Raw genomic sequence first — 14,396 nt, 5'->3', positions numbered from 1 at the left:
CGGTGCGCGGGGGCGGGTCGGTGGGCCGGGGCTCAGAGCCAGGAGCCGGGGGCGGGTCGGTGGGCCGGGGCTCAGAGCCAGGAGCCGCCGGGCGGGCCGTCGATGGTCTGCTCCGCCCAGATCGTCTTGCCCTTGGCGCCGGGCCGGGTGCCCCAGCGCCGGCTCAGCTGGGCGACCAGGAGGAGGCCGCGGCCGCCCTCGTCGTAGGTGCGGGCCCGGCGCATGTGGGGGGCCGTGCCGCCGCCGTCGGAGACCTCGCAGATGAGCGCGCGGTCGTGGATGAGGCGCAGCTGCACGGGCGGCCGGCCGTGCCGGATGGCGTTGGTGACCAGCTCGCTGACGATCAGTTCGGTGACGAAGGCGGCGTCGGTCAGCCCCCAGGTCTCCAGCTGGTCGACGGCCCGCTTGCGGGTTTCGGCGACCGCGGCGGGGTCCGACGCCACGTCCCAGGTGGCGATGCGGGAGGGGTCGAGGGCCCGGGTGCGGGCGACGAGGAGCGCCACGTCGTCGGAGGGCAGCCGGGGGATCAGGTCGGCGAGGACCGTGTCGCACACCGCGTCGAGGGAGGCGGCGGGCGCGGCCAGGGCCCGGCACAGCCGGGACGTCCCGTCGTCGACGTCGACGGCACCGCCCCCGCCGCTCCCGCCACGGGAGCGCGAGACGATCAGGCCGTCGGTGTAGAGGGCCAGCAGGCTGCCCTCGGGCAGTTCGACCTCCAGCGACTCGAAGGGCAGCCCGCCCAGTCCGAGCGGCGGCCCGGCCGGCAGGGCCAGCAGTTCCACCTCGCCGTCCGGGGTCACGACCGCGGGCAGCGGGTGGCCCGCCCTGGCCAGGGTGCAGCGCCGCACGAGCGGGTCGTAGACGGCGTACAGGCAGGTCGCCCCGACGTCTCCGGCCGCCTCCGGGTCGCCGAGCGCGTCGGTGCCGGTGGCCAGCAGGCCCACGAGGTCGTCGAGGTGGGTGAGGAGTTCGTCGGGGGGCAGGTCGATGTCGGCGAGGGTGCGCACGGCGGTGCGCAGCCGTCCCATGGTCGCCGAGGCGTGGATGCCGTGCCCCACGACGTCGCCGACGACGAGCGCGACCCTCGCCCCGGACAGCGGGATGACGTCGTACCAGTCGCCGCCCACCCCGGCCCGCACGTCGGCCGGGAGGTAGCGGGAGGCCACCTCCACCGCGGACTGCTCGGGCAGCCGCTGCGGGAGCAGGCTGCGTTGCAGGGCGACCGACGTCGCGCGTTCGCGGGTGTAGCGCCGGGCGTTGTCGATGCAGACCGCCGCCCTGGCCGCCAGTTCCTCGGCGAGGACGACGTCGTCGGCCTGGAAGGGGTCCGGGCGCCGGTGCCGGGCGAGGACGACGACGCCCAGCGTGGTGCCGCGCGCCGACAGCGGCACGGCCATCAGCGAGTGGAAGCCGTAGTCGTGGACGCGGGCGACGCGCAGCGGGTCCCCGGCGACCCATTCCGGCAGCGCGGCCGCGTCGATCCGGCGCCGCACGGCCCGCCCCGAACGCAGGCTCTCCGCCGGCGGGGAGCCTGCCGGGTACTCGTCCACGTCGCCGAGGGCGAGGACGGCCTCGGGGGCGCCCGGCAGCACCGACTGGTGGGCGACGCGCCGCAGCAGCAGCGGGCCGCCGGTCGCGGTCTGCTCCTCACGCCCCTGCTCGAACGAGGTCAGCAGGTCGACGCTGAGGAAGTCGGCGAGGCCGGGCACCGCCACGTCCGCCAGCTCTTGCGCCGTCCGCGTCACGTCGAGGGTGCCGCCGATCCGGGAGCTGGCCTCCGCGATCAGCTGGAGCCGCTCGCGGGCCCGGTGCTGCTCCGTCATGTCGTGCCCGGTGGCGGCCACGCCCAGCACCCGGCCGTCCGCGTCCTCGACCCGGTGGAGGTGGACCGACCAGGCGTGCTCGCGGGGCTCGCCGGGGGCCCGCGCGTGGTTCTCGACGTACTGCGGCTCGCCGGTCTCCAGGGTCTGCCGCATCCGCCGCTCGACCTCCTGTGACAGCGGCGTGGGCAGGACGTCCGTCATCCGCAGCCCGCGCAGCTCCTCCTCGGTCAGGCCCAGCGCGTCCTGCGCGGTCCGGTTCGAGCGGCGCAGCCGCAGGTCGGTGTCGTAGACGGAGGTCGCGCAGGACGGCGACCGCAGGAAGCCCCAGCGCATCAGGGCGTCGTCCTCGGGCCGGGGCGGCGCGGCCGGGGCGGCGACCAGGAACCAGCCGCGGTCCCCCTGGTCCCCCGTGCGGCGGTGCGCCAGGACCCTGGCCTCCAGGCGGCGGCCGTCGCGGTGGCGCAGGGCGAGCGTGCCCTGCCGGCGGGGCAGCCCCGGCGACGGCCGGAGGTCCGCCGCGGTGGACCCGTCGGCGAGCAGCGTCGTCGCCGGACGCCCGAGGATCTCCCGAGGGGCGTATCCCAGCAGCCGGGCGGCCCCGTCGTTCCAGCCGGTCACGGCGCCCTGTCCGTCGACGGTGACGCGGGCGGTGAACGGTTCGCCGACGGCGTCCGACGCGTCACTGACGGCGTCATTTGCGTCACTCACATACTCATCTCGCTCTCCCGCGTAAGCACGCATCTCGTATTATTCCCACCCTTTTCCGACCTCAAGCCCCCTGCCTCAGCGCGATGGGAGGGCCCTTCGGCCGGCGGGGGCGGGCGTCAGGGGCGGAGGCGGTCGCGGTGGTCGCGGTGGTCGTGGGCGCGGTGGTCGTGGGCGCGGTCGTCGTCCGGCGCGCGGTCGGGGAGGCCGCCGCCGCCCGCCGTGAAGCCGATCACCGTGCCGCCGCCCGCGCGGCGGAAGGCGAACGGCGCTCCCCCGTGGGCCAGGGCCACCTCGCGGACGATCGACAGGCCGAGGCCGGAGCCCGGCAGGGAGCGGGCGTCGGCGGCCCGGTAGAAGCGGTCGAAGACGCGGGTCAGGTCGGCTTCGGCGATGCCGGGCCCCCGGTCGCGGACCTCGACGCGCACGACGCCCGGCCGGGCGGGCCCGGTGACGGCGATCTCGACCGGCGCGCGGCCGTCGCGGTCGAACTTGGTGGCGTTCTCCACCAGGTTGGACACGGCCCGCTGGAGCATCGCCGGCCGCCCGTGGACGGTGGTGTCGCCGCTCGCCCGGATCAGGACCTGCCGCCCGGTGCGGCGCCGGGCCAGGCCCGCGACCTCCTCCGCGACGTCGGCGAGGTCCAGCCTGCGCGGCGGCTCGGCGTCCGACTGGCCGGCCGCGAGATCGACCAGCTCGTTGACCAGGTCGGTCAGCTCGCGGGCCTCCTGGGTGAGGTCGGCGACCAGTTCGTCGCGGGTGTCCGGCGGCAGTTCGTCGATCCGGCGCAGCAGGGAGATGTTCGTCCGCAGCGAGGTCAGCGGGGTGCGCAGTTCGTGGCCCGCGTCCTGGACGAGCCGCCGCTGGTCCTCCTCCGACTGGGCGAGTCGGCCCAGCATGCGGTCGAAGGCACGGCCGAGGCGGCCCACCTCGTCGTGTCCGGTGACCGGCACCTGGACGCCCAGGCGGCGGGTGCGGGCGACGTCCTCGGCGGCGGTGGTGAGGATGACCAGCCGGTGGGTGATGCGCCGGGCCAGCCACCAGCCGAACAGACCGGCGGCCGTCACGACGGCCGTCATCAGGATCAGGGTGCGCTGCTGGAGCGCCCGCAGCAGGTCCTCGGTGTCGCTGAACTCCTGCGCCACCTGCACCGCGCCCCGGCCGCCGCCCAGCGAGACCGTCGCGATGCGGTAGACGTCGCTGCCGACGTCCACGTCCTTGTGGACGGTCATCGCGCCGGCCGCCGGCGCGGCCGCGGCCGTGCGGTCCGCGGCCACGACCGGCAGTCCGGGGCTGCCGCTGTCCACGACCGAACCGTCCGCTCCGAGGACCTGCACGTCCGTGCGGGCCGGCCGCACGATGTCGTGGCCGGGCGCGGACGAGGAGAAGTCCTCCGGCGCCATCCGGTGGTCGCGCACCTCGTCCCGCAGGTCCTGCACGACCTCGTCGAACACCGACTCCTGGTCGACCCGCACCAGCCGGGCGGCCGCCGAGTACGACAGGACCCCGACGAGCACGGTGACGGCGGCGGTCACGGCCGCGAAGGACACCGCGAACGTGGTGCGCAGCGACACCAGCTTCGGCCGCGGCCGGGACAGCGCCCGGCGCAGCCGGCGCAGACCGCTCACGTCCGCGCCCCTCAGTCCTCCCGCAGCACGTAACCCACCCCGCGCACGGTGTGGATCAGCTGCGGGGCTCCCGGCTGGTCGAGCTTGCGGCGCAGATAGCCGACGTAGACGGCGAGGTTCTTGGAACCGGGACCGAAGTCGTAGCCCCAGATGCGGTCGTAGATCGTGGAGTGGTCCAGCACGATCCCGGCGTTGCGCACCAGCAGTTCGAGCAGCTCGAACTCGGTCCGGGTCAGCTCCAGCTCCCGCCCGCTACGCCACGCCCGCCGCGCCTGCGGGTCCATCCGCAGTCCGGCCGCCTCGACGTAGCGCTCGGGCGACGGCCGCGGCGGCTCCGGCGGGGCGGGCGGCACGGTCTCGGCGCCGGTGCGGCGCAGCAGCGCCCGCAGCCGGGCGAAGACCTCCTCGACGTCGAAGGGTTTGACGACGTAGTCGTCGGCGCCCGCGTCCAGTCCCGCGATCCGGTCGGCGGTCTCCACCAGTGCGGTCAGCATCAGGATGGGGGTGCGGTCGCCCTCGGCGCGCAGCACGCGGCAGACCTGGAGTCCGTCGATCCCGGGCATCATGACGTCGAGGACGAGGATGTCCGGCGGGTTCCGGTGGGCCTGCGCCAGCGCCTCGACCCCGTCGGCGACCGCGGTGACCCGGTAGCCCTCCAGGGCCAGGGCGCGTTCCAGGGCGTGGCGGATGGCGCGGTCGTCTTCGGCGAGCAGAACGGTGGGAGGCACCCGCCCAGTCTGCCCTGGTCCCGGGCGGCCGGGGAGGCGGGGACGTTCCCCGCCTCCCCTTCTTACTCGGCTCTCACCCGTCCGCCCGGCGGGTCGCCCGCGCCCGCCCGGCGGCCGGTGGTCACCGTGCGGACAGCGCCGCCAGCTGTTCGGCGAACGGCACCACCGTGAACCCGCCCGTGCCGTTCTTCTCCGGTCCGGCCACCGCCCGCCCCGGCTCCTCCTGCGGTCCGGCCGCCGTCTGCCCCGTCTGCTCCGACTGCTCCGGGGCGGACGTCGCCGCGGGCGCCGCGGACAGGGCGGTCATCAGCGGGACCAGCTCCCCCGCCGCCCGCTCGATCCGCTCGGGCAGGCCCTGCGCGCCCCAGTCCTCCGAGGCCGCGTACACGGCGGTCGGGACGACCACGGCGCGCAGGTAGGAGAAGAGCGGCCGCAGCGCGTGCTCCAGCACGAGCGAATGGCGGGCGCTGCCGCCGGTCGCGGCGATCAGCACCGGCTTGCCGGCCAGCGCCTCCTGGTCCATCACGTCGAAGAACGACTTGAACAGGCCGCTGTAGGAGGCGGAGAACACCGGCGTCACGACGACCAGGCCGTCCGCCGCCGCGACGGCGTCCAGCGCGGCGGCCAGCTTCCCGGCCGGGAAGCCGTTGGTGAGGTGGTGCGCGATCTCGACCGCGAGGTCGCGCAGTTCCACGACCCGGACGTCGACGGGCGCGCGCCGCCGCACCGCCTGGGTGAGCCGGTCGGCCAGCAGCCGGGTCGACGACGGGACGCTCAGCCCCGCCGAGACGACGACGAGCCTCATGCCACGGCCTCCTTCTTCTCCTGAGCAGCCTTCTCCGGGGCCTGGTCCTGGTCCTGGGCCTCGTCCTGCACCTCGTCCCGCGTCTTGTCCTGGGCTTCCTTGCGCGCGAGCAGCGACGGGTGGGTGGGCGCGTCCGGCACGCCGGCCGGCCGGCCCGCGGCGAACTCCCTGCGCAGCACCGGGACGACCTCCTCGCCGAGCAGGTCGAGCTGCTCCAGCACGGTCTTCAGCGGCAGTCCCGCGTGGTCGAGCAGGAAGAGCTGGCGCTGGTAGTCGCCCGCGTACTCGCGGAACTTCAGCGTCTTCTCGATCACCTGCTCCGGCGTGCCGACGGTCAGCGGGGTCTGGTCGGTGAAGTCCTCCAGGGACGGCCCGTGACCGTAGACCGGCGCGTTGTCGAAGTACGGCCGGAACTCGCGCACCGCGTCCTGCGAGTTCTTCCGCATGAACACCTGGCCGCCGAGGCCGACGATCGCCTGCTCGGGCGTGCCGTGCCCGTAGTGCGCGTACCGGGCCCGGTACAGCTCGACCATCCGCCGGGTGTGGTCGGCGGGCCAGAAGATGTTGTTGTGGAAGAACCCGTCGCCGTAGAAGGCGGCCTGCTCGGCGATCTCGGGCGAGCGGATGGAGCCGTGCCAGACGAACGGCGGCACGTCGTCCAGCGGGCGGGGTGTGGAGGTGAAGCCCTGGAGGGGCGTGCGGAACGTGCCCTCCCAGTCGACGACGTCCTCGCGCCACAGCCTGCGCAGCAGGGCGTAGTTCTCGATGGCGAGGTTGATGCCCTCGCGGATGTCCTGCCCGAACCAGGGGTAGACCGGGCCGGTGTTGCCGCGTCCCATCATGAGGTCCACGCGTCCGTCGGCCAGGTGCTGGAGCATCGCGAAGTCCTCCGCGATCTTCACCGGGTCGTTGGTGGTGATCAGGGTGGTGGAGGTGGAGAGGACCAGTTTCTCCGTCCGGGCGGCGATGTAGCCGAGCATCGTCGTCGGGGACGAGGGCACGAACGGCGGGTTGTGGTGCTCGCCGGTGGCGAAGACGTCGAGGCCGACCTCCTCGGCCTTCAGCGCGATGGCGACCATGGCCTTGATCCGCTCGCGCTCGGTCGGCGTACGGCCCGTCGTCGGGTCCGGCGTGACGTCGCCCACCGTGAAGATCCCGAACTGCATGGTCGCTCACCCTCCAAAGTTGTTGACCGTTAAACTATACGGTCCAACAGCCACCCCGCCACCCGTATTCCGGTGTTCCGCACCCGCGCCGGGACGCCGCTCAGCCGGTGAGCGGGACGGCGTCCATGTACGCGTTGGACGGCTTGGCCACCGCCGTCACCGCGCGCGCGTCCACCGCCACCGCCGCCGACGGCGTCCCCAGCGTCCCGCCCGGATGCCAGGTCCCGTCGACGGTCACCCAGGTGTCGGTCTCCGGCGCCGCCACCCCGTACACCCGCACCTTCAGCGTGGTCGAGTCCGCCGCGCAGCAGCTGATGACGATCCGGGTGAGGTACCAGCCGCCCCCGCCGGCGGACGTCACGAACCCGGTCATCCGCAGCGTGCGCCCCCGGATCGCCCGCGAACGGTCCTGCTGCACGCGCTGGGTGAACCCGGTGAGCGTGATCGGCAGCGGCGTCTCCCGCGGCAACGGATCGAAGTCGTCCTCCTGCACGGCGACGGCCTTGGCGGGCTCCCTCGACGCGGTGTACGAGCCGAGGGCGGGCGGCGCGTAGAACAGCAGGCTGAGCACGGGAAGGAACAGCAGCCACGCCACCCGAGGCACCCGGGAGTGGTCGTGCCCGTGCCCGTGGCCCCCGTCGCCGTCCCCCGCCTTCCGGCCGTCACCGTCGCCGTCGGCGTGGCCGTCGGCACGGCCGTGCGCGCCGGCGGGGCCGGGATCGTGATCGTCCCCCGAGCCGGAGCCCGAGCCGGACCCCGAGCCGGGGCTGCCGTGGTCGTCGCCGTGGGCGTGCGCGTCGCCGCCGTGGCGACGGCCGGGCCGGGCCTCCGCCGCCGCCAGGCCGATCAGCAGTACCCCCGAGACGATCAGCAGCGGCCGCATGCCCTCCTTCACGAACCGCAGGTACTCGTCCGTGAGGAGCGAGGTGCGCAGCAGTCCCAGCCCCGCCAGCGCCAGCAGCCCCACCTGCGCGAACCGCCTCACAGCAGCACCCCTCCGACCACCGCGCTGCACACCACCGCGACCACCGCCGTGGCCGCCGAGAAGCGCACCGCGAAGGCCCGCCCGAACGTCCCCGCCTGCAACGCGATCAGCTTCAGGTCGACCATCGGGCCCACCACCATGAACGCCAGCCGCGCCACCGGCGAGAACCCGCTGAGCGACGCCGCCACGAACGCGTCCGCCTCGCTGCACACGGCCAGCACGATCGCCAGGGCCGCCAGGAACAGCACCGACAGCCACGGCGAACCGGAGAACGTGTCCAGCACCGACCTCGGCACCGCCACGTTGAAGGTCGCCGCCGCCATCGCCCCCACCACCAGGAAGCCCCCGGCGTGCAGGAAGTCGTGCTGGAAGCCGCGCCGGAACTCCGTCCGGCGGCTGTGCCCCGGACGGTGCCCGGAGTGCCGCACCGCCGGGCGCAGCCACTCCTCCCGGCCCAGCCACAGCCACAGCCAGCCCATCGCCGCCGCCGTCACCAGCGAGGCCGCGAGCCGGGCCAGCACCATCTCAGGACTGCCCGGAAACGCCACCGCGGTCGCCGTCAGCACCACAGGGTTCACGGCGGGCGCGGACAGCAGGAACGCGAACGCCGCCGCCGGGGTCACCCCGCGCCCGATCAGACTGCTCGCCACCGGCACCGACGCGCACTCGCACCCCGGCAGCACCACCCCGGCCATCCCCGCCACCGGCACCGCCAGCGCCGCCCGCCTCGGCAGCAGCCGGCTGAAGACGCTCGCCGGCACGAACGCGTTGATCGCCCCCGACAGCGCCGTGCCCAGCAACAGGAACGGCAGCGCCTGCACCGTCACCGCCAGACACACCGTCCGCCACGCCTGGACCGCGGGCTCCTCCAGCGTCCGCCCGACGAGCACCAGCACCGCTCCCGGCACCAGCGCCGCGCCCAGCAGCACCAGCGGCCAGTGCCGCGGCAGCCCGCCCGGCCCACCGGCGCCCCGCACCCGCTCGCCCGCCACCGCGCCCGCGACCGTCACCCCGTCCGCCACCGCGGACGGGCGTGGCTCCGATATCTCCGTTATCTCCGTGTCCCGCATCCGCCGCTAGACCCGGCCCTTCCGCAACCGCACGATGTGCTCCGCGCCGAACTCCACCGTCCGCCGCATGTGCCGGACGATCACGGCGAGTTCGGCGTCCGCGAGATCCTCGAAGAGCGGCATCCAGTCGCCGCCCAGCCGCTCCCACATCCGCGTGAACTCCGCGGTCCGCTCCGGCACCGTCGCCACCAGCACCCGCCGCCGGTCCCGCGCGTCCCGCTCCCGGACCACGTAGCCCGCCTTCTCCAGCCGGTCCACCAGACGGGTCGCCGACCCGGTGGTCAGCCCCGTCAGCTCGGCGACCCGGCCCGTCGTCACCGGCCCGTGCTCCAGAACCAGCAAGTTCAGACATTGCAGGTCCGTGGGATGCAGCCCGAGACGGTCCGCGAGCGCCTGGTTGAACAGGGCGTAGGCGGCCATGTACCGGCGGGAGACCACGGACAGCTCGTCCAGCAGCCGCGACCGCGCGTTCCCGGACATCGCACCCCTTCATGGCGCCTTTGCCGACGCCGTCCGCGCATCGTACGACGCACGCACGGGACGACGGTCAGAAGGCGTAGGCGTCCCCGGTGTCCAGCACCAGCACCTGCCGCCGGTCGTTGGACCGGTTGCGGTCCACCGCCCCGCCGCCCCACACCGTGTCCACGTCCATCGTCACCTCGGCCGGCCGCCCCCGCAGCCGCACCCCCAGCGCGATCCGCTCCCCCGGACCGTCGGCGGCCAGCGCTCCCGTCCGGCACACCACCTCCTGCCGCCCCGTCCGCGCACATCCGGCCGCGAGCCGCTGCGCCCCCGCCGCCAACGGCGCCGACCACCGCAGCCGCACGGTCGAGTCGGGGACGTCCCCCGGCCCGTGGTTGCGCGGAGTCAGCAGCACGTCGACCCGGCCGCCCGCCAGCACGGCCGACCCGTGATAGGCCAGATCGGCCTCGGGCGGCTCCCCCGCGGCCCGCGCCGGCGAGACCACCGCCCCCGCCGCCAGCAGCGCGCCGCCCCACACCGCGAAACCCCGCCGTCCCCGCGATCCCCGCATGCCATCACTCCTCGGTCAGTAACCGCCAGGCCCCCGTGCAGGGGATGTATCCCACGGCCACCGCGTCCCGAGCGCCCTCCATCAGGTGACAGCCGCCGAGGAGACCGCGGACGCCACCGAGGCCCCGTCCCCTCGCCCGGCTCCGCGCCCACAGGGCGAGACCGCCGGCCGGACCGCCGTCGGGCCCGCCTATCCTGACGGCACCGACCCGCCCCGTCCGAGGAGCAGCACATGGCCACCGCCGCACCGTCCGCCGCCTCCCGCATCGCCGTCGTCACCGGTGCGAGCAGCGGGATCGGGGCCGCGACCGCCCGGCAGCTCGCCGCGGCCGGTTACCGGGTCGTCCTGACGGCCCGCCGCAAGGACCGCGTCGAGGCCCTCGCCGAGGAGATCACGCAGGCCGGCGGCTCGGCGGCCGCCTACCAGCTGGACGTCACCGACCGGGCCGCGGTCGACGAGTTCGCGACGGCCTTCAAGACGATCGGCGTGCTGGTGAACAACGCGGGCGGCGCGCTCGGCGCCGACCCCGTCGCCACCGGCGACCCCGCCGACTGGCGCACCATGTACGAGACGAACGTCCTCGGCACCCTCAACGTCACCCAGGCCCTCCTGCCCAAGCTCGACGCGAGCGGCGACGGCGTCGTGGTCGTCGTCTCCTCCACCGCGGGCCACGGCACGTACGAGGGCGGCGGGGGTTATGTCGCCGCCAAGCACGGCGCGCACGTCCTGGCCGAGACGCTCCGCCTGGAGATCGTCGGCCGCCCGGTCCGGGTCGTCGAGATCGCCCCCGGCATGGTCAGGACGGAGGAGTTCGCCCTCACCCGCTTCGGCGGCGACGAGGAGCGGGCGGCCAAGGTCTACGAAGGCGTCGCCGAACCCCTCACCGCCTCCGACGTCGCCGAGACCATCGTCTGGGCCGTCACCCGCCCCAGCCACGTCAACGTCGACCTCCTCGTCCTGCGCCCCCGCGCCCAGGCGTCGAACACCAAGGTCCACCGGGAACGCTGAGGGGCCGCGGGCGCCGGAGTACGGCGGCGACGGCAGTGGGGAGGCGGCTGACCGCAGGAGGCGGTCCGGCTACGGTCCCTTGCAGTCCGGATCGTCGACGACGACCGCGTTCGCCGGGATGATCACGACCTCGCCGTCGCCTCCGTCGTCCTCCACGTGGACGTTCCGCGTCGTCGCGTAGCCCCGCTTCCCCGGCCCGACGCACTTCGTGGCGAGGTTGCCGAACCCGTCGGGGAAGTCGTACACCTCGGCCGGCGTGTCGTCCCCCCTGCGCCCCGCGACCGGGGCGTCGGCCTTCCCCCGCTCGTCGTAGTACCGCTGCGAACAGCCGCAGAGCAGGACGGCGAGGGCGAGCACGACGCCGGCCGCCGTCAGCCGCCGCACGACTTGTCCGCGACTATCTGCACATTGGACGGGCCCGTCGCATTGGTCGTCACATACGCCCGGAACCCGTGCCCGACGCACTTGGTGGCCAGGTTCCCGAACCCGTCGGGCATGTTGAACACCTCGGCGGGCGTGTCGTCCCCCGCCTTGCCCTGCACGGGGGCGTCCCCCTTGCCCCGCTCGTCGTTGTACTCGTCGGAACAGCCGGCCAGCGCGCCGACGGCCAGCAGCACCAGCCCCGCGCTCCAGACAGCCACCCTGACCCCTCCACGCCCACCATTCATCGCAGACCCCCCGTTGCTTCCGTGTCCTCGTGTCCCCTTGCCCGTGTCCCCGCGTCCGGTCCTCGCACCGCCGTTCGAGCGAGGCCGACCGCTCAGCTGAAGACAGCGCGACGGCCCGCCCGGTTCCCACCGCCCGCGCCCCGCCCCCTCCCGCCGCCCCCTCTCCCTCCCCTCCCCTCGCCTCCCCTCCGCCAAGGTCCCGGTCGTGTCCTCTAGGGTCCTGCTCGTGGACAGACACATACCGTTCGAGAGCCTGCGCAACTTCCGCGACCTGGGGGGATACCCGGCCGCAGCCGGGCTCCGGGTCCGGCCGGGCCTGCTGTTCCGCTCGGACTCCCTCGGCAGGCTCCGGCCGGGCACCCCCGACTGGGACCGCTTCCTCGCGCTGGGCATCGGCACGGTCGTCGACCTGCGTCATCCCTGGGAGGCGGAGGCCGCGGGCCGCGTCCCGCGGCACGACTCCTTCGCCTACCACAACCTCAGCATCGAGCACCGCCCCTACGACCAGGCCGCCGCGGCACCCGACGTGGACCCCGGCCCCTTCCTCTGCGCCCGCTACCTGGAAGTGGCCGAGGACGGCGTCGAGGAGATCGCGGCGGCGCTGCGTCTGGTGGCCGAGGCGCGGGACGGCCTGGTGTTCCACTGCGCCTCCGGCAAGGACCGCACCGGCCAGCTCGCCGCCCTGGTCCTCGCCCTCCTCGGCGTCCCGGACGAGACGATCGTCGAGGACTACACCCTGACCGAACTGGCGAGCCGCGCCCTGCTGGACGACTGGCGGGCCCGCAACGACGGCCGCACCCCCCTGTGGCCGGGCTTCGGCCGCGCCCCCGAGGCCGTGATGCGCCTGTTCCTCCAGGCCCTGCGCGACCGCCACGGCTCCGTCGAGGCGTACGTGACGCACACCCTGGGCCTCGACGCGGAGGCCCTGTCCGCCGCCCTGCGCGACCGGCTCCTGGAACCCCTCCCGACCGCCTGGCCCGACCCGGTCCACCGCAGAGCCGCCCCCGAGGACGCCCCGCTCCTGGTCCGGCTGCGCGACACGGCCGCCCTGTGGCAGCTGGCCCGCGGCATCGACCAGTGGCGGCCCGGCGAGAAGGACGAGGCCCACTTCGTGGACCGGATGCGCGAGGGAGAGGTCTGGCTGACGTACACGGGCACGACGCCGGCCGGCGCCTTCGAACTGTGGTGGGACGACCCGGCGGCCTGGGGACCCCGCCCGCCGGACGCCGGCTACATCCACCGCCTGATGACGGCCCCCCACACCGCCCCGCCCGGCACGGGCCGCAGGATGCTGGCACACGCCGAGTCCCGCGTCGCCGCCGCCGGCCGCCCCTACGCCCGCCTGGACTGCCTCTCCTCCAACCCCCGCCTGCGCGGCTACTACGAGGCGGCGGGCTACACGGTCGTCGGCGAACAACGCGCCAAGCAGGGCGGCCAGGGCAGCCCCTACGCGGTCACCCTGCTGGAGAAACGGCTCGGCTGACGACACCGCGCGGGCGCGCCCCCGGTCCCCCGGGGGCGCGCCGCCCCGTCAGCTCTTCGGCCCGTCAGCCCCTCAGCCCTTCACGCAGACGACCTGCTTCAGCTTCGCCACGACCTGCACGAGATCCCGCTGCTGGTCCATCACCTGGTCGATGTTCTTGTAGGCGCCGGGGATCTCGTCGACCACACCGGAGTCCTTACGGCACTCGACACCCCGTGTCTGGTCCTCCAGGTCCTTCGTCGAGAAGCGACGCTTGGCGGCGGTGCGGCTCATGCGCCGACCCGCGCCGTGCGAGGCCGAGTTGAACGACTTCTCGTTGCCGAGGCCCTTCACGATGTACGAGCCCGTCCCCATCGACCCCGGGATGATGCCGTACTCGCCGGAGCCCGCCCGGATCGCGCCCTTGCGGGTGACGAGCAGGTCCATCCCGTCGTAGCGCTCCTCGGCCACGTAGTTGTGGTGCGCGCTGATCTCCTGCTCGAAGGCCGGCTTCGCCTTCCTGAACTCCTTGCGGACCACGTCCTTCAGGAGCGCCATCATCAGCGTGCGGTTGTACCGGGCGTACTCCTGCGCCCAGAACAGGTCGTTGCGGTAGGCCGCCATCTGCGGGGTGTCCGCGACGAAGACGGCGAGGTCGCGGTCGACCAGACCCTGGTTGTGCGGCAGCTTCTGCGCCACCCCGATGTGGAACTCGGCGAGTTCCTTGCCGATGTTGCGAGAACCGGAATGCAGCATCAACCACACAGAACCGGTCGTGTCCGTGCACACTTCGACGAAGTGATTTCCTGATCCGAGCGTTCCCATTTGCTTTGCGGCGCGTTCCGCACGGAACTTGACCGCTTCGGCGATCCCGTCGAACCGCCCCCAGAAGTCGTCCCAGCCCCCGGTGGCCAGACTGTGGAAGCGGCCCGGTTCGACCGGGGTGTCGTGCATGCCCCGGCCCACCGGGATCGCCTGCTCGATCTTCGAGCGCAGCCGGGACAGGTCGCCGGGCAGGTCGTTCGCGGTCAGCGACGTCTTCACCGCGGACATCCCGCACCCGATGTCGACCCCCACCGCCGCCGGGCAGACCGCACCGTGCATCGCGATGACCGAGCCGACGGTCGCGCCCTTGCCGTAGTGGACGTCCGGCATGACCGCGAGACCCTTGATCCACGGCAGGGTCGCCACGTTGCGCAGCTGCTGGAGCGCGCCCTCCTCGACCGACCCCGGATCGGCCCACATGCGGATGGGTACCTTCGCACCCGGCATCTCCACGTACGACATAACGTCCTCATTCCCCCGAAAACCCTAC

Annotated in this window: 14 protein-coding genes; 2 read left to right on the top strand and 12 right to left on the bottom strand. The window is 74.1% G+C overall.

Going from position 1 to position 14,396, the window contains the following annotated elements; all coding sequences use genetic code 11:
* Positions 1-71: 71 nt before the first annotated feature.
* The 9 genes from OG802_RS20400 to OG802_RS20360 form a co-directional block, all read right to left on the bottom strand.
* On the bottom strand, positions 72-2,564 hold the full coding sequence (locus OG802_RS20400; RefSeq protein ID WP_443055286.1) for a SpoIIE family protein phosphatase: 2,493 nt from the start codon (positions 2,562-2,564) through the stop codon (positions 72-74).
* Between the two features lie 83 nt (positions 2,565-2,647).
* Positions 2,648-4,147 (bottom strand): sensor histidine kinase, encoded by a 1,500-nt coding sequence (locus OG802_RS20395; protein WP_329417230.1) that lies wholly within the window; start codon positions 4,145-4,147, stop codon positions 2,648-2,650.
* Positions 4,148-4,167: 20 nt separating this feature from the next.
* Complete coding sequence (locus tag OG802_RS20390; RefSeq protein ID WP_329412469.1) at positions 4,168-4,884, bottom strand: response regulator transcription factor; 717 nt, start codon at positions 4,882-4,884, stop codon at positions 4,168-4,170.
* Positions 4,885-5,005: 121 nt separating this feature from the next.
* Entirely contained in the window at positions 5,006-5,689 is a 684-nt protein-coding gene (locus OG802_RS20385) for a CE1759 family FMN reductase (RefSeq protein WP_329412467.1), read from the bottom strand.
* Positions 5,686-6,855, bottom strand: coding sequence for an LLM class flavin-dependent oxidoreductase (locus tag OG802_RS20380; protein ID WP_329412466.1), 1,170 nt, complete (start codon positions 6,853-6,855; stop codon positions 5,686-5,688). Before OG802_RS20380 ends, OG802_RS20385 begins: the two co-directional genes overlap by 4 nt.
* Before the next feature lie 100 nt (positions 6,856-6,955).
* Complete coding sequence (locus OG802_RS20375) at positions 6,956-7,840, bottom strand: TIGR03943 family putative permease subunit (protein ID WP_329412464.1); 885 nt, start codon at positions 7,838-7,840, stop codon at positions 6,956-6,958.
* Positions 7,837-8,862 (bottom strand): permease, encoded by a 1,026-nt coding sequence (locus OG802_RS20370; protein ID WP_443055285.1) that lies wholly within the window; start codon positions 8,860-8,862, stop codon positions 7,837-7,839. Before OG802_RS20370 ends, OG802_RS20375 begins: the two co-directional genes overlap by 4 nt.
* A gap of 54 nt (positions 8,863-8,916) precedes the next feature.
* Positions 8,917-9,390 carry a MarR family winged helix-turn-helix transcriptional regulator gene (locus OG802_RS20365; protein WP_329412462.1) on the bottom strand — a complete coding sequence of 158 codons (474 nt, stop codon included), beginning with the start codon at positions 9,388-9,390 and terminating at the stop codon, positions 8,917-8,919.
* A 67-nt stretch (positions 9,391-9,457) separates the two neighbouring features.
* The gene (locus OG802_RS20360; protein WP_329412461.1) at positions 9,458-9,943 is read right to left on the bottom strand and encodes a hypothetical protein; all 486 of its coding nucleotides are present in this window, start codon (positions 9,941-9,943) and stop codon (positions 9,458-9,460) included.
* A gap of 231 nt (positions 9,944-10,174) precedes the next feature.
* Here OG802_RS20360 and OG802_RS20355 point away from each other — a divergent pair, with 231 nt between their 5' ends.
* Complete coding sequence (locus OG802_RS20355; RefSeq protein WP_329412460.1) at positions 10,175-10,951, top strand: SDR family NAD(P)-dependent oxidoreductase; 777 nt, start codon at positions 10,175-10,177, stop codon at positions 10,949-10,951.
* A gap of 69 nt (positions 10,952-11,020) precedes the next feature.
* On the opposite strand, the gene OG802_RS20350 is transcribed toward OG802_RS20355, so the two are convergent.
* Positions 11,021-11,335 carry a hypothetical protein gene (locus tag OG802_RS20350; RefSeq protein ID WP_329412459.1) on the bottom strand — a complete coding sequence of 105 codons (315 nt, stop codon included), beginning with the start codon at positions 11,333-11,335 and terminating at the stop codon, positions 11,021-11,023.
* Positions 11,323-11,592: a hypothetical protein gene (locus tag OG802_RS20345; protein ID WP_329412458.1), complete on the bottom strand. Its 270-nt coding sequence runs from the start codon at positions 11,590-11,592 to the stop codon at positions 11,323-11,325. The genes OG802_RS20350 and OG802_RS20345 overlap by 13 nt, the downstream gene beginning before the upstream one ends.
* Positions 11,593-11,845: 253 nt before the next feature.
* On the opposite strand from OG802_RS20345, the gene OG802_RS20340 reads away from it, so the two are divergent.
* On the top strand, positions 11,846-13,102 hold the full coding sequence (locus OG802_RS20340; RefSeq protein ID WP_329412457.1) for a GNAT family N-acetyltransferase: 1,257 nt from the start codon (positions 11,846-11,848) through the stop codon (positions 13,100-13,102).
* A gap of 72 nt (positions 13,103-13,174) precedes the next feature.
* On the opposite strand, the gene OG802_RS20335 is transcribed toward OG802_RS20340, so the two are convergent.
* A complete protein-coding gene (locus tag OG802_RS20335) occupies positions 13,175-14,368 on the bottom strand; it encodes an RtcB family protein (protein WP_329412456.1) in 1,194 nt (397 codons plus the stop codon).
* Positions 14,369-14,396: the final 28 nt, after the last annotated feature.

It is taken from the genome of Streptomyces sp. NBC_00704, from assembly GCF_036226605.1.
Classification (GTDB): domain Bacteria; phylum Actinomycetota; class Actinomycetes; order Streptomycetales; family Streptomycetaceae; genus Streptomyces.
Note: the sequence above shows the minus strand (reverse complement) of the source record. Positions and strands in the feature narration are given on the sequence as shown.

Bases quoted from the DNA above. Each gene is read 5' to 3' on its own strand.
- OG802_RS20380 (WP_329412466.1), bottom strand. From the start codon at position 6,855: ATGCAGTTCGGGATCTTCACGGTGGGCGACGTCACGCCGGACCCGACG.
- OG802_RS20385 (WP_329412467.1), bottom strand. From the start codon at position 5,689: ATGAGGCTCGTCGTCGTCTCGGCGGGGCTGAGCGTCCCGTCGTCGACC.
- OG802_RS20355 (WP_329412460.1), top strand. From the start codon at position 10,175: ATGGCCACCGCCGCACCGTCCGCCGCCTCCCGCATCGCCGTCGTCACC.
- OG802_RS20335 (WP_329412456.1), bottom strand. From the start codon at position 14,368: ATGTCGTACGTGGAGATGCCGGGTGCGAAGGTACCCATCCGCATGTGG.
- OG802_RS20400 (WP_443055286.1), bottom strand. From the start codon at position 2,564: ATGCGTGCTTACGCGGGAGAGCGAGATGAGTATGTGAGTGACGCAAAT.
- OG802_RS20360 (WP_329412461.1), bottom strand. From the start codon at position 9,943: ATGCGGGGATCGCGGGGACGGCGGGGTTTCGCGGTGTGGGGCGGCGCG.
- OG802_RS20365 (WP_329412462.1), bottom strand. From the start codon at position 9,390: ATGTCCGGGAACGCGCGGTCGCGGCTGCTGGACGAGCTGTCCGTGGTC.